Source organism: Rhizobium alarense (genome assembly GCF_021555155.1).
GTDB lineage: Bacteria > Pseudomonadota > Alphaproteobacteria > Rhizobiales > Rhizobiaceae > Rhizobium_D > Rhizobium_D alarense.
This window is the reverse complement of sequence record NZ_JAKGBU010000090.1, coordinates 2,949-17,155: the sequence shown is the minus strand read 5'-3', so window position 1 is coordinate 17,155 and position 14,207 is coordinate 2,949. Positions and strand designations below refer to the sequence as shown.

Genomic DNA, 14,207 nt, shown 5'->3' with positions numbered 1-14,207 from the left:
CGACGGCAGCGGCGCGGTGCATTTCAACCTCGATCCGCTCTGGTCGCATCCGGCGATCGATGCGGTCGGCATCGACAACTACATGCCGCTCTCCGACTGGCGCGACGGCGACCGCACCGACGGCAGTCCGGACGGCTTCCGGCTGTCGGAGGACCGGCAGGCGATGCGGTCGATGATTGCGGCCGGCGAGGGCTTCGACTGGTACTATGCGAGCGATGCGGACCGGCGCGCGCGGACCCGCTCGCCGATCGCCGACGGGCTGGCGGGCAAGCCCTGGGTCTACCGCTACAAGGATCTCGAAGGCTGGTGGACGCACCGCCACTACGACCGCGCCGGCGGCGCCGAGGCGAGCGAACACACCGGCTGGGAACCGCGGTCGAAGCCGATCTGGTTCACCGAACTCGGCTGCCCGGCCGTCGACAAGGGCGCCAACCAGCCGAATGTCTTCGTCGACCCGAAGAGCTCGGAAGACGCGCTGCCCTATTTTTCCGCCGGCTCCCGCGCCGACGCCATGCAGCGCCGCTTCCTCGATGCGCATCATCTCTGGTGGCAGGGCGAGGGGCCGGAAAACGGCATGGTCGACCCTGGCCGCATCTTCCTCTGGACCTGGGACGCGCGACCCTATCCGGCCTTTCCCGAGACGACGGCGCTCTGGGCCGACGGCGAGAACTGGCGGCGCGGCCACTGGCTGAACGGACGGCTGGGCGCGGCGACGGTCTCCGACGTGCTCGCGGCGATCCTGCGGGACCACGGCTTTGACGATTTCGACGTTTCGGCCGTCGGCGGCGACCTTTCCGGCCTCGTTCAGGCCGAGATCGGTTCGGCGCGGCAGATGCTGGAGCCGCTGCTTGCGGCTTTCCAGATCGACGCGGTGGAGGAGGGCGGCACGCTCGTCTTCTGCTCGCGGCTCAAGGCCGCGCAGCCCGCCGTCGCGATCGAGGTGATGGCGGAAGTGCCGGACGAGGCGGCCTTCGAGGAGACGCGCGGGCATGCCGACGAGCTGGCCGGACAGGCGGTGCTCGACCATTTCGGCGATTCCGGGGGCCTTGCGCGGGTGACGACGCGCTCGCGCCGCGCGTCGGCGGCGACGGACCGGGTGCTGCGCGTCTCGCTGCCGGCAATCCTGCATGCGGGTGCGGCGAGCAGCGCCAGCGAGGCGATGCTGCTCGACCACCGCGCCGGCCAGCGCCGCCTGACCTTTCGCCTGTCGCCGGCCGATCTCGCCGTCGTGCCGGGCGACGTGGTGACCTTGGCGAACGGTCCGGCGGGCCGGTTCGTCGTCACCGGCGTGACCGAGGGCACGCTGCGCGAGATCGAGGCACGGTCGGTCGCCGGCGGCGATGCGGCGGAAGCCGAGCCGGCCGACACGCCGAAGGCCGCCCGGGCGGCGGGATCCGCGGCGGCAAGCGCCTTCATGCCGGAACTCGTGCTGCTCGACCTGCCGCCCTACGAGACAGCTTCGGCGGACACATTTGCCCGTGTCGGTGCCTATGCCGATCCCTGGCGGCCGGTCCTCGTGTCGTCCTCGGCGGCAAATGACGGCTATGCAGTGCGCCGGCGGCTCGACCGTCCCGCGGGCCTCGGCCTTCTCGCCGAGCCGCTTGCGGCAGGCCCCGTCGGGCGCATCGACCGCACGAATGCCGCCATCGTCGACCTTCCCTTCGGCGGTCTCGCCTCGGTCGATCCCGTGGCGATGCTCGGCGGTGCGAATCGCCTCGCCGTGCGGGCCGCAAACGGCGAATGGGAGGTTCTGGGCTTCGAGATGGCCGAGGAGGTCGACGCCGGGCGCTGGCGGCTGACGCGCCTGCTGCGCGGCCTCGGCGGCAGCGAGGACGCGATGCGCGCCGGCCACGACGCCGGCACGGATGCGGTGCTGCTCGACGGCGCGGTTCAGGCCGTCGGCCTCGCGGCGGACGAGGCGGGGCGCGCCTTCAACTGGATCGCCGAAACACCGGGCGCGGCGTCGGCCTCCGACCCGACGGCCTTTGCCGGCGCCGTCAGAGCGCGGCTGCCGCTCTCGCCCGTACATCTGAATGCACAGCGGCTTGCCTCCGGCGACATCGCGCTTGCCTGGGTGCGGCGCGGGCGCATCGACGCGGACGACTGGACGCCCGAGGACATTCCGCTCGACGAACCCTTCGAGCGCTATCGGGTCGAGATTCTCGCCGGCGGGACGGCGGTGCGGACCTTCGAGACGGAGGCGCCGCACGCCAGCTACACGGCGGCGCAGGAACTTGCCGATTTCGGCATGTCGCAGGCGGCAATCGCCTTCCGGGTCGCCCAGAAGGGGTCCCACTACCCGGTCGGCACGCCGGCCGAAGCGCTCATTTCCCTTTGAACGCCGTCAAGGCCTGCCGGTCATGAAAGAGACGAGCAAGCCCGGGTATCGCTGGCGCACCGTCCGGGGTGCGCTGATCGCCGTGGCCACGCCGCTCGCGAACGTCGCGGGCTTCGGCATGACGGCGGTCGATGAGGTCGCTTTTGCCGATGCGGTGACCGCTTTCGTCACGGCCTGCGGCGGCCTGATCGCGATCATCGGTCGCATCCGCGCAGCCCACAGGCTGCGCTGACGGCTGCCTTGATTTGGTCGTACATTCATTTGCCATTCAGCGACTATCGGGTAATTCTGCCCCTCAAGTTGAGTTCGCATCTGAAAGTGTGGCCATGGCGACACCCATTTTAACGAGCATTGCCGCTGCCGGCATCGCCGCCCTTCCGCTGATGAATGCGGGCGGGGCGTTCGATGTCGTGCAGGTCGCCAACGACTGCGCCGCCGCGGCGCGACAGGTCGTCGCGCAGACCGGCGGTCAGTTGCTCTCCGCGCAGCCGCGCAACGGCACCTGCGTGGTGACCGTGCTGGTGCCCGGCAAGGGCAGCGAGCGTCCCCGCAAGGTGACGGTGCGGGTGCCGATGTAGGCGCCGCTGCGGCGCCGTGCAGGACGAGGGGACGGAGAGAGAATGCGCATACTGGTGGTCGAGGACGACGAAAACCTGAACCGGCAGCTCGCCGAGGCGCTGAAGGAGGCAGGCTATGTCGTGGACCAGGCCTTCGACGGCGAAGAGGGGCATTATCTGGGCGACGGCGAACCCTATGACGCCATCATCCTCGATATCGGCCTGCCGGAGATGGACGGCATCACCGTGCTGGAGAAGTGGCGCGCCGACGGCAAGCGCATGCCGGTGCTGCTGCTGACCGCCCGCGACCGCTGGAGCGACAAGGTGGCCGGCATCGACGCCGGCGCGGACGACTATGTCGCAAAGCCCTTCCATGTCGAGGAGGTGCTGGCGCGCATCCGCGCCCTCATCCGCCGTGCGGCGGGGCATGCGAGCTCCGAGATCGTCTGCGGGCCGGTCAGGCTCGACACGAAGGGCTCCAAGGCGAGCGTCAACGGCCAGCAGCTCAAGCTCACGTCGCACGAATACCGCCTCCTTTCCTATCTGATGCACCATATGGGTCAGGTCGTGTCGCGCACCGAGCTGGTCGAACACATGTACGACCAGGATTTCGATCGGGATTCCAACACGATCGAGGTGTTCGTCGGGCGTTTGCGCAAGAAGATCGGCGTCGACCTGATCGAGACCGTGCGTGGGCTCGGCTATCGCATGCAAGCGCCGGCCGATGGCAGATAAGGCGCGGCCGGCCCGCTCTCTCACCTTCCGCGTCATCCTGCTGTCGTCGATCTGGGCGCTCGTCGCCGTCGTCGTCATCGCGCTCGTCATCTCCACCCTCTATCGCCAGAGTGCCGAAAACAGCTTCCAGGACCTGCTGCGCGCCCAGCTCTACAACGTCATCAACACGGTCTCGGCGGAGGACGGCGGCATCGCGCTGTCCGGCAGCCCGCAGCTGGGCGACCTGCGCTTCTCGCAGCCGGCGAGCGGCTGGTACTGGATGGTCGAGCCCATCGGCGACAATTTCAACGCCCAGCCGCTCGCCTCGACCTCGCTCGGCTCCGGCTCCGTGCCGATCGCCGACACCGACCGCATCCCCTTCAACACGCGCTACGAGCGCTATTACACGACCGAGGATTCCTACGGGAACACGGTCGAGGTCGTCGAGACGGAGGTGGTGCTCGACGAGGACGGGCGGACGGCCCGCTTCCGCGTCATCGGCAACCGCAACGTGCTCGAGGCGGACATCGACGACTTCTCCTACAATCTCTTCCTGGCGCTCACCGGCTTTGCCCTCGGCAGCGTGTCGCTGAACGCCATCGCCATCCTCATCGGCCTCAAGCCGCTCGACCATGCCCGCAAGGCGCTGGAGCAGATCCGGGCGGGCGAGGCCGATGAGCTCGGCGGCGAGTTCCCGCGTGAAATCCAGCCGCTGGCGAGCGAGGTCAACGCGCTGATCGAGAGCAACCGGCGCATCGTCGAGCGGGCGCGCATGCAGGTGGGCAATCTCGCCCATTCGCTGAAGACGCCGATCGCCGTGCTGCTCAACGAGGCGCGGGTGCTGGAACCGGCGCATGGCGACCTCGTGCGCAACCAGGCCGAGGTGATGCAGAGCCAGGTGCAGTCCTACCTGAACCGTGCCCGCATCGCCGCCCAGCGCGAATCGGTGCTGGCGCGCACCGAGGTGCTGCCGGTGCTTGAGCGGCTGGTCCGCGTCATGCGGCGGCTGAACATCGACAAGGCCTTTCCGCTGTCGGTCGAGCCGCCGACGCTGATGCTCGCCATGGAACAGCAGGACATCGAGGAAACGGTCGGCAACCTTCTGGAGAACGCCGCGCGTTTCGCCGTTCGTGCCGTGGCGGTTCGGGCCTTCGTTGCGCCCGCCGACGTGACCGGCGCCGACGCGGAGCGCCGCTACTGGGCGATCATCGAGGTGGAGGACGACGGTCCCGGCCTCGATCCCGAGCAGATCGAGCAAGCGATGAAGCGCGGCACGCGGCTTGACGAGAGCAAGCCGGGCACCGGGCTCGGGCTTTCGATCGTGCGCGAGATCACGCTGGAATATCAGGGACGCGTGACGCTGACCCGCGGGGCACGGGGCGGGCTGCTCGCCACGCTCGTGCTGCCGGCACTCGCAAAGGATGTTGCCTGACGATGACGACAATGCAAGAAAGGAGAGGCGATTTGCCGCCGATGCTTGAAAGGCCGTGCTGGCGGGCCATGTCCGAAAGGACGCTATGCAGGGAGAGACCGTTGCGCCGAGCGAAAGCGAGACAGTGCATGGCGATGATGCCGATCCTGATGGCCGGAATGGCCTTGTCGGCCTGCGGCACGACGGCGGGCCGGTCCGACGTGGCGGACCTTTCCGCGCAGGCGACGCGTCCGGAGGGATCGGCCGCCTTCATCTCGGCGCTGGAGGGCGGACTCGTCAGCCGGAACAAGGCGGTGGAGCTTTCCAATGCCGACCGCCAGCGGGCGCTCGAGGCGGAATACCGGGCGCTCGAAGCCGCGCCCGGCGGCCAGCCCGTGGCCTGGGAAGGGCGCGGCGTGACCGGGTCCGTCGTGGCGGCCGCACCCTATCAGGTCGGTTCGCAGAACTGCCGCCAGTACAGCCACACGGTCAATGCCGCGGGCCGCGAGACGGTGAGCCGGGGAGCGGCTTGCCGCAATTCGAACGGAACTTGGACGCCGCTGACCTGACGTCGGGCCGGTCGACGGGGAACGCGGCCGCTCCCGTCCGTTCGGCGCGTCGGGCCCGGCTTGCGGCGAAACGCCTCAAATCTTTGTCACCGTTCCTTTTGGAATTGGAAAAACCCTGCCGTTCCAGTATTTGAACGGCATGATTTTCTGGATTCTCATCGCCGTGCTGACGGCGGTCGTGACGGTCGTGCTGCTCCTGCCATTGCTGCGCAGCGGGCGTTTGGCCGTGCCGACGGAGAGCCACGACGTCGAGGTCTATCGCGACCAGCTCGACGAGGTGGCGCGCGACGCGAAGGCCGGGTTGATCGGCGCCGACGAGGCGGAGCTCGCCAGGGCCGAGATCGCGCGGCGGCTGATCGCCGCCAAGGCGAAGGAGGAGCGCGCCGCGCCCGCAGCGCGCCGCCGCAACCGCCTGGCGCAGTCCGCCGTGGTTCTCGCCATACCGGCGATCGGCCTCTGTCTTTACATGCCGGGCGGACGCCCGGACCTGCCGGCACAGCCGCTTGCCGCGCGGCTCGCCAATCCCGGCAACGACATCAATATCCTGATCGCCAAGGCGGAACAGCATCTTGCCGAGAACCCGAACGACGCGGCCGGCTGGGAGCTGCTTGCGCCGATCTATTTCCGCAGCGGCCGCATGGAGGACGCGGCGAATGCGTTCCGCGAGGCGCTGCGCCTCTCCGGACCGTCGCCCGAACGCCATGACGGCTATGCCGAGACGCTGATCGCGATGGCCGGCGGCGTGGTCACGGAGGAGGCGCGCGAGCAGCTCCGCCGATCGCTGGCGCTCGACGCCGACAATCCGCGCGCCCGCTTCTATCTCGCTCTTTCGCTGGAGCAGGAGGGCAAGCGGGACGAGGCGAAGGCGGCCTTCGAGACGCTCGCCAGGCAGTCGCCGGAGGGAGCACCGTGGCTGCCGCTCGTCGACCGGCACATCGCCGGCCTCTCCAAGGCAGCCCCGTCGACGACGCTCGGCACTCCGACCGCGGACGATGTCGCTGCTGCCGAACAGCTCGACGCGGAGGGGCGCCGCCAGATGATCGCCGGCATGGTCGCGAGCCTCGAGGACAAGCTCAAGGAAAATCCGGACAATTTCGAAGGATGGATGCGTATCATCCGTTCCCATGTTGTGCTGGATCAAAGGGACAAGGCTGCGGCCGCGCTAGGAACGGCGCTCAAGACCTTTCCGCCGGAAAGCGAGAACGGCAGGCAACTGCTGGCGCTCGCGGCGGAACTGGCCATCCCGACGGGAGGAAAGGCTCAATGACGCGCAAACAGAAACGGCTGGCGGTGATCGGCGGGGGCGTCGTCTTCCTTCTCGCCGCGGTGTTGCTCGTCATGTTCGCCTTCAGCCGGTCGATCGCCTATTTCTACGTGCCCGGCGACCTCGCCAGGGCCGACGTGCCGCCCGGCACCCGCATCCGGCTCGGCGGCCTCGTGGAAACGGGTTCCGTGAAACGCGGCGAGGGATCGACCATCGCCTTCACGGTGACCGACACCATCGCGACCGTGCCGGTCACCTATACCGGCATCCTGCCCGACCTCTTCCGCGAGGGTCAGGGCGTGGTGGCGGAAGGCAGTTTCGACCAGAGCCGCAGCCTCTTCGTCGCCGATACCGTGCTCGCCAAACACGACGAGACCTACATGCCGAAGGATGTGGCCGACCGGCTGAAGGCGCAGGGCGTGACCCTCGGCGGCAAGGAAAACATCCAATGATCATCGAGCTTGGCCACTATGCGCTGATTCTCGTGCTGGCGACGGCGATCGTGCAGTCCGTCCTGCCGCTGGCCGGGACGATGCGCAACGACCCGGGCCTGATGGCCGTGGCGCCGGCGGCGGCGATCGCCGGCTTCCTGCTGACGCTGTTCTCCTTCTGCGCGCTCACCGTCGCCTATGTCGTCTCCGACTTCTCCGTGGTCAATGTCTGGGAAAACTCCCATTCGCTGAAGCCGATGATCTACAAGGTTTCGGGCGTGTGGGGGAACCACGAGGGGTCGATGCTGCTGTGGCTGATGATCCTCGTCTTCTTCAGCGCGCTGGTCGCGAGCTTCGGGGCGAACCTGCCGGAACGGCTGAGGGCGAACGTGCTGGCCGTGCAGGGCTGGATCACCGCCGCCTTCGCGCTCTTCATCCTGCTCACCTCCAATCCGTTCCAGCGGCTCGACCCGGCGCCGGCCGAGGGCCGCGACCTCAATCCGGTGCTGCAGGACATCGGGCTGGCGGTCCATCCGCCGCTGCTCTATCTCGGCTATGTCGGCTTCTCCGTCTGCTTCTCCTTCGCGATCGCTGCGCTGATCGACGGGCGGATCGATGCGGCCTGGGCGCGCTGGGTCAGGCCCTGGACGCTTGCGGCCTGGGCATCCCTGACAGCCGGCATCGCCATGGGCTCCTACTGGGCCTATTACGAACTCGGCTGGGGCGGCTGGTGGTTCTGGGACCCGGTCGAGAACGCCTCCTTCATGCCGTGGCTCGCCGGCACGGCGCTGCTCCACTCGGCGATCGTCATGGAGAAGCGCGAGGCGCTGAAGATCTGGACGGTGCTGCTGGCGATCCTCACCTTCTCGCTGTCGCTGCTCGGCACCTTTCTCGTGCGCTCCGGCGTGCTGACGTCGGTGCATGCCTTCGCGACCGACCCGACACGCGGCGTCTTCATTCTGATGATCCTCGTCCTGTTCATCGGGGGCGCGTTTGCGCTTTTCGCCTTCCGCGCGACGACGCTGAAGGCGGGCGGCCTCTTCGCGCCGATCTCGCGCGAGGGCGCGCTCGTCTTCAACAACCTGATCCTGACGACGGCGGCGGCGACCGTGCTGACGGGCACGCTCTATCCGCTCGTTCTGGAGGCGCTGACGGGCGAGAAGATCTCGGTCGGGGCGCCCTTCTTCAACCTGACCTTCGGCCTCCTCATGCTGCCGCTGCTGCTTGCCGTGCCGTTCGGACCGCTTCTCGCCTGGAAACGCGGCGACCTCGCCGGCGCCGCCCAGCGGCTTTTCGCGGCGGCGGGCCTCGGCCTCGCCATCGCCGCGGCGGTGCAATACGCCCAGGGCGGCGGGCCGGTGCTCGCTTATTTCGGGCTGGCGCTCGGTTTCTACATGATGCTCGGCGCGCTGACGGACCTGGCGCTGAGGGCAGGGATCAGCAAGGTGCCGGCCGGCGTTGCCTGGGCGCGGCTGCGCGGCCTGCCGGGTTCGGCCTTCGGCACGACGCTCGCCCATTTCGGCGTCGGCGTCACGCTGATCGGCATCGTCGCCGTGACGGCGTTCGAAACCGAGCATGTCGTCGAGATGAAGCCGGGCATGCAGGTCGAGGCGGGCGGCTTCACGCTCACCTTCGACGGCATGCGCGAGGGGCGGGGGCCGAACTATACGGAGGAGTCGGGCCATTTCACCGTGGCGCGCGGCGGGACGACCGTCACCGACATCTGGTCCTCGAAGCGGCTTTACACGGCACGGCGGATGCCGACCACGGAGGCCGGCATCCGCACCTTCCTGTTCAGCCAGCTCTATGTCTCGCTCGGCGACAGGATGGCCGACGGCGGCATTGTGGTGCGCGTCTGGTGGAAACCGATGATCCTCTGCATCTGGATCGGCGCGCTGATCATGATGGCGGGCGGTACCCTGTCGCTCTTCGACCGCCGGCTGCGCATCGGCGCGCCGCAGCGGGCGCGCAAGGCGGCCCGGTCGGCGCCGCTGGAGGCGGCGCAATGAGGTCACGGCTGCTGGCGCTGCTGCTGCTCGCCGTTTCGGCGCTGCCCGCCGGGGCCGTCAATCCCGACGAGGTGCTGGACGATCCGGCGCTCGAGGCGCGGGCGCGGACGCTTTCGGCCGAACTGCGCTGCATGGTCTGCCAGAACCAGTCGATCGACGATTCCAACGCCGAACTCGCGCGCGACCTGCGGCTGCTCGTCCGCGAGCGGCTGAAGAACGGCGACAGCGACGCGGCGGTGATCGACTATGTCGTGTCGCGCTACGGCGAATTCGTGCTGCTCAATCCGCGGCTGAGGGGCGAGACGCTGCTGCTCTGGGGCGCGCCGGCGCTGCTGCTGGTCTGTGGTGCGGCCGCGATGGCGCTCTTCATGCGGCGGCGCGCCGGAGGCGCCGTCGGCGCGCCGCTTTCGACCGAGGAGCAGGCCGAACTCGACCGGCTGCTCGGCAAGGAGCCGTGATCGGGCGCCGCTGCGAAATATCGGAAACATTACGAAAATTTCATGCGGCGGACAGTGCGCCGTAATGTGGCGTCGCCTATCTCTTGGCCATCGAATTTCTTCGAGACATCCAAGAGAAAAGGTCCCACAATGTCCACGATCAGAGCCTTTCGTCCTTCGCTGAAAACCGTTCTGAAGACCACCACGGTCGCCGGGCTTGCGGCCGTCATGCTGACGACCGGCATCCCGGCGCGGGTGTCGGAATCCTTCGCCGAGGCGGTGAAGATCGACGCGCCGCAGGTGGCGAGCTTCGCCGACGTCGTCGACGCCGTGTCGCCGGCCGTCGTTTCGGTCCGCGTCCAGTCCGACGTCAAGCCGGTCAACGAGGACGGCACCTTCTCCTTCAACTTCGGCGGCCGCGGTTTCGACGAACTGCCGGACGACCACCCGCTGAAGCGCTTCTTCCGTGAATTCGGCGGCCAGGACGGCTTCGGCAACGACCAGGAACAGCGCCGCTTCGGCCAGCAGGATCGCGGCGGCCGCAAGGGTCACCTGCGTCCGACCTCGCAGGGCTCCGGCTTCTTCATCTCCGAGGACGGCTACATCGTCACCAACAACCACGTCGTCAAGGACGGCGCGGCCTTCACCGTGATCATGAACGACGGCACCGAACTCGACGCAAAGCTCGTCGGCACGGACGGCCGCACCGACCTCGCGGTGCTCAAGGTCGATCCCGCCAAGGACCAGAAATTCACCTATGTGAGCTTTGCCGACGACAGCAAGATCCGCGTCGGCGACTGGGTCGTTGCGGTCGGCAATCCCTTCGGCCTCGGCGGCACCGTGACGGCCGGCATCATCTCGGCGCGCGGCCGCAACATCGGCTCTGGCCCTTACGACGACTACCTGCAGATCGATGCGGCCGTGAATCGCGGCAATTCCGGCGGCCCGGCCTTCAACCTCGACGGCCAGGTGGTCGGCATCAACACGGCGATCTTCTCGCCGTCCGGCGGCAATGTCGGCATCGCCTTCGCGATCCCCGCCTCGGTCGCCCGCGACGTGGTGACCGACCTGATGCGGGACGGCACGGTGCAGCGCGGCTGGCTCGGCGTGCAGATCCAGCCGGTGACGAAGGACATCGCCGAATCGCTCGGTCTTGCGGATGCGAGCGGTGCGCTCGTCGTCGAGCCGCAGGCCGGCTCGCCGGGCGAAAAGGCCGGCATCCGGCAGGGTGACGTCATCACCGCGCTCGACGGCGACACGGTGAAGGATCCGCGCGACCTCGCCCGCCGCGTCGCCGAGATCGAGCCTGGCAAGAAGGTCGACGTCACGCTGTGGCGCGGCGGCAAGTCCGAAACGCTCAGCGTCGAGATCGGCAAGCTCGGCACGGACCAGGCGCAGGCCTCGACGGAGGAGAGCGAACAGCAGCCGCAGGCGCCGGGTGCAGAGGAGGAGCTCGCCAATCTCGGGATCGCCGTCGTGCCCGCCGAGGACGGCAAGGGCGTGACCGTCGCCTCGGTCGATTCGGACTCCGAGGCGGGCGACCGAGGCCTGCGGGCCGGCGATCGCATCACCTCCGTCAACAACACGGACGTGAAGTCCGCCGACGACATCACCAGGGTGATCGGCGACGCCCGCAAGGAAGGCCGCTCCAAGGCGCTCTTCCAGGTCGAGACCAACGACGGCAGCCGCTTCATCGCGCTGCCGATCGACCAGAGCTGATCGATCGACAGCCGTCACGCGGTGCCGCGAACCCTTCGGTATCGCGGTGCCGGCGCGGGGCAACCCGCTGGCCCGCCGGCCATCTGCCGCACGGCGGGAAGACGTGCCGCGGCGGCGATCTGCGATCCGATATGGGCGGTGCGGCGGCCTGACCCCTCCCTGCAACGGGAGGGGTCGGAGTGTCTTCCAGCGACGGCCCGACGCCGCTCCCCTGCTGTTCATCACCACCCGAAGATGCTTTAAGGTCCGATCATGAAAATACTGATCATCGAAGACGATCTCGAAGCCGCCGCCTATCTCGCCAAGGCCTTCAAGGAGGCCGGCATCGTCTCGGAACATGCGAGCGACGGCGAGAGCGGCCTCTTCATGGCGAGCGAGAACGGCTACGACGTGCTGGTGATCGACCGCATGCTGCCGAAGCGCGACGGGCTTTCCGTGATCTCGGAGCTGCGCGGCCGCGGTGTGCAGGCGCCGGTGCTGATCCTCTCCGCCCTCGGCCAGGTCGACGACCGCGTCACGGGGCTGCGCGCCGGCGGCGACGACTACCTGCCGAAGCCCTATGCGTTCAGCGAACTGCTCGCCCGCGTCGAGGTGCTCGGGCGGCGCAAGGGCGCGCCGGAACAGGACGTCGTCTACCGCGTCGGCGACCTCGAACTCGACCGGCTGTCCCACACGGTCAAGCGCCAGGGCAAGGAAATCCTGCTGCAGCCGCGTGAATTCCGCCTGCTCGAATATCTCATGAAGAATGCCGGCCAGGTCGTGACGCGCACCATGCTGCTCGAAAATGTCTGGGACTACCATTTCGACCCGCAGACCAACGTCATCGACGTGCATGTCTCGCGGCTGCGCTCCAAGATCGAGCGCGACTTCGAGCAGCCGCTGCTGCGCACCGTGCGCGGCGCGGGCTACATGATCAAGGACGAGGCCGCCGGATAATGCTGACACGGCTCGGCGCGCTCTTCCAGACGACGGCGGTGCGTCTTTCGGCACTCTACATCCTGCTTTTCGCTGCCTGCGCCGCCTTCCTCGTGATCTATGTCACGTCGATGTCGGAAACCCTGCTGGAGCAGCAGACGCGCGACGCGGTCGCCGCCGAAGCCACGGAAATCCGCCAGGTCTTCGAGCAGAACGGCATGAACGGACTGCTGAAGTCGCTCGAGCGCCGGGCGCGCCAGCCGGGTGCCAATCTTTACATCATCGCCAGTCCAAGCGGCGAGCTGCTCGCCGGCAACGTGCTGTCGCTGCAGCCCGGCGTACTCGACGGCGAGGGCTGGACCCAATCCTCCTTCCGCTACCAGCGTTTCGAGGACGAGGGCTCCCGCGAGCGGCATACGGCGCGCGCGGAGATCTTCGTGCTGTCGAACGGGCTGCGCATCCTTGTCGGACGCGATCTCGGCGAGCCCGAGACCTTTCGCGGCCTCGTCCGGCAGGCGCTCGTCGTGGCGCTCGGCATCATGGGCATCGGTGCGCTTGCCATCTGGTACGTGATCGGCCGCAACGCGCTCAAGCGCATGGACCGCATGTCGGATGCAAGCCAGCGCATCATGGCCGGCGACCTGTCGCAGCGCCTGCCGGTCGGCGCCTCCGGCGACGAGTTCGACCGGCTCTCCGAATCGCTGAACACCATGCTCGGCCGCATCGAGAAGCTCGACGAGGGGCTGAAGCAGGTTTCCGACAACATCGCCCACGATCTGAAGACGCCGCTGACGCGCCTGCGCAACAGGGCGGAAGCCGCGCTCGGCGGCAAGGCCCGGACGCAGGACTACCGTGCGGCGCTGGAGGAGATCATCGGCGAATCCGACCAGCTTATCCGCACCTTCAACGCGCTTCTGATGATTTCGCGCGTCGAGGCGGGACAGAGTGCCGCCGAGATGTCGCCGGTCGACCTCAGCCTGATCGCCGCCGACAGCAGCGAGCTCTACGAGCCGCTCGCCGAGGAGGCCGGCCTCTCCCTCACCTGCACGGTGGAGAAGGGGGTGACGATCAACGGCAACCGCGAGCTGATCGGACAGGCGCTCGGCAATCTCATCGACAATGCGATCAAATATGCCGAGGGCGCGCAGGACGGTGCGGTGCGCGTCTCGCTGCTCCGGTCGGGCGGTGAGATCCGCCTTGCCGTCAGCGATGGTGGACCGGGCATCCCGGAGCACCAGCGCGAGGAGGTCGTCAAACGTTTCGTGCGGCTCGACCAGAGCCGGTCGAAGCCCGGCACCGGCCTCGGCCTTTCTCTCGTCGAGGCGGTGATGGAAATGCATGGCGGCCGTCTGGAGCTGTCGAGCACCTATCCGGAGCGGCAGAACGACCGGGGAATGACGGCGGCGATGGTTTTCCCGGCGCCGCCCGCCTGATACACCGAAACCGGCCGTCGGCGGGAGGAGACGCGCGGGCGGCCGGGACCGGGAGACACGCATGAGCATCACCGAGACGACCCGCCTGTCGGATCTGGCAGAAAGCCCGATCCGGGCCCTCAGCCAGACGGAGGCCAGGTCCGCGACGGCGGACCTCAAGGCGATCGGCCAGGACCATCCGGCGATTGCCGGCCTTCTAGCCGGCACGTCGGCGCTTCGGGACTTCCTCGTCGCCGCACTTTCTCTGTCGCCGTTCCTGCGGGACACGGCGACGGTCTCGCCGACGCTCCTGGTGCGCGCAGTAACAGAGCCGCTGCTGCCGCAGGTCTATGCGGCGATCACGGCGGCCCGCACGGCCTGGGACGCGGCCGCGCACGCGGACGTCAGCGAGAATGCGGTCATGGCGCGGC

Annotated in this window: 13 protein-coding genes and 1 pseudogene; all 14 read left to right on the top strand. The window is 68.3% G+C overall.

The window, feature by feature from the left end:
* A partial coding sequence (locus LXM94_RS21720; protein ID WP_235773565.1) for a baseplate multidomain protein megatron occupies positions 1 to 2,338 on the top strand: 2,338 nt, incomplete at its 5' end.
* A gap of 22 nt (positions 2,339 to 2,360) precedes the next feature.
* Positions 2,361 to 2,570: a hypothetical protein gene (locus LXM94_RS21715; RefSeq protein WP_235773564.1), complete on the top strand. Its 210-nt coding sequence runs from the start codon at positions 2,361 to 2,363 to the stop codon at positions 2,568 to 2,570.
* Positions 2,571 to 2,721: 151 nt separating this feature from the next.
* Positions 2,722 to 2,916: a hypothetical protein gene (locus tag LXM94_RS21710; protein ID WP_408015680.1), complete on the top strand. Its 195-nt coding sequence runs from the start codon at positions 2,722 to 2,724 to the stop codon at positions 2,914 to 2,916.
* 42 nt (positions 2,917 to 2,958) lie between these two features.
* A complete protein-coding gene (locus LXM94_RS21705; RefSeq protein WP_235773562.1) occupies positions 2,959 to 3,630 on the top strand; it encodes a response regulator transcription factor in 672 nt (223 codons plus the stop codon).
* Complete coding sequence (locus LXM94_RS21700) at positions 3,620 to 5,041, top strand: ATP-binding protein (protein ID WP_235773561.1); 1,422 nt, start codon at positions 3,620 to 3,622, stop codon at positions 5,039 to 5,041. The genes LXM94_RS21705 and LXM94_RS21700 overlap by 11 nt, the downstream gene beginning before the upstream one ends.
* A 128-nt stretch (positions 5,042 to 5,169) precedes the next feature.
* On the top strand, positions 5,170 to 5,589 hold the full coding sequence (locus tag LXM94_RS21695; RefSeq protein ID WP_235773560.1) for a hypothetical protein: 420 nt from the start codon (positions 5,170 to 5,172) through the stop codon (positions 5,587 to 5,589).
* 139 nt (positions 5,590 to 5,728) lie between these two features.
* The gene (ccmI, locus tag LXM94_RS21690) at positions 5,729 to 6,856 is read left to right on the top strand and encodes a c-type cytochrome biogenesis protein CcmI (RefSeq protein ID WP_235773559.1); all 1,128 of its coding nucleotides are present in this window, start codon (positions 5,729 to 5,731) and stop codon (positions 6,854 to 6,856) included.
* Entirely contained in the window at positions 6,853 to 7,305 is a 453-nt protein-coding gene (gene ccmE / locus LXM94_RS21685) for a cytochrome c maturation protein CcmE (RefSeq protein WP_235773558.1), read from the top strand. The genes ccmI and ccmE overlap by 4 nt, the downstream gene beginning before the upstream one ends.
* Positions 7,302 to 9,293: a heme lyase CcmF/NrfE family subunit gene (locus LXM94_RS21680; protein WP_235773557.1), complete on the top strand. Its 1,992-nt coding sequence runs from the start codon at positions 7,302 to 7,304 to the stop codon at positions 9,291 to 9,293. Before ccmE ends, LXM94_RS21680 begins: the two co-directional genes overlap by 4 nt.
* Complete coding sequence (locus tag LXM94_RS21675) at positions 9,290 to 9,751, top strand: cytochrome c-type biogenesis protein (protein ID WP_235773556.1); 462 nt, start codon at positions 9,290 to 9,292, stop codon at positions 9,749 to 9,751. The genes LXM94_RS21680 and LXM94_RS21675 overlap by 4 nt, the downstream gene beginning before the upstream one ends.
* A 129-nt stretch (positions 9,752 to 9,880) precedes the next feature.
* Positions 9,881 to 11,449 carry a Do family serine endopeptidase gene (locus LXM94_RS21670; RefSeq protein ID WP_235773555.1) on the top strand — a complete coding sequence of 523 codons (1,569 nt, stop codon included), beginning with the start codon at positions 9,881 to 9,883 and terminating at the stop codon, positions 11,447 to 11,449.
* Between the two features lie 252 nt (positions 11,450 to 11,701).
* Positions 11,702 to 12,385, top strand: a complete 684-nt coding sequence (locus LXM94_RS21665) for a response regulator transcription factor (RefSeq protein WP_235773554.1) — start codon at positions 11,702 to 11,704, stop codon at positions 12,383 to 12,385.
* A gap of 2 nt (positions 12,386 to 12,387) precedes the next feature.
* A complete protein-coding gene (locus LXM94_RS21660) occupies positions 12,388 to 13,797 on the top strand; it encodes an ATP-binding protein (protein WP_235773570.1) in 1,410 nt (469 codons plus the stop codon).
* A gap of 61 nt (positions 13,798 to 13,858) precedes the next feature.
* Positions 13,859 to 14,207, top strand: a pseudogene (locus tag LXM94_RS21655) (bifunctional [glutamine synthetase] adenylyltransferase/[glutamine synthetase]-adenylyl-L-tyrosine phosphorylase); the annotation flags it as partial.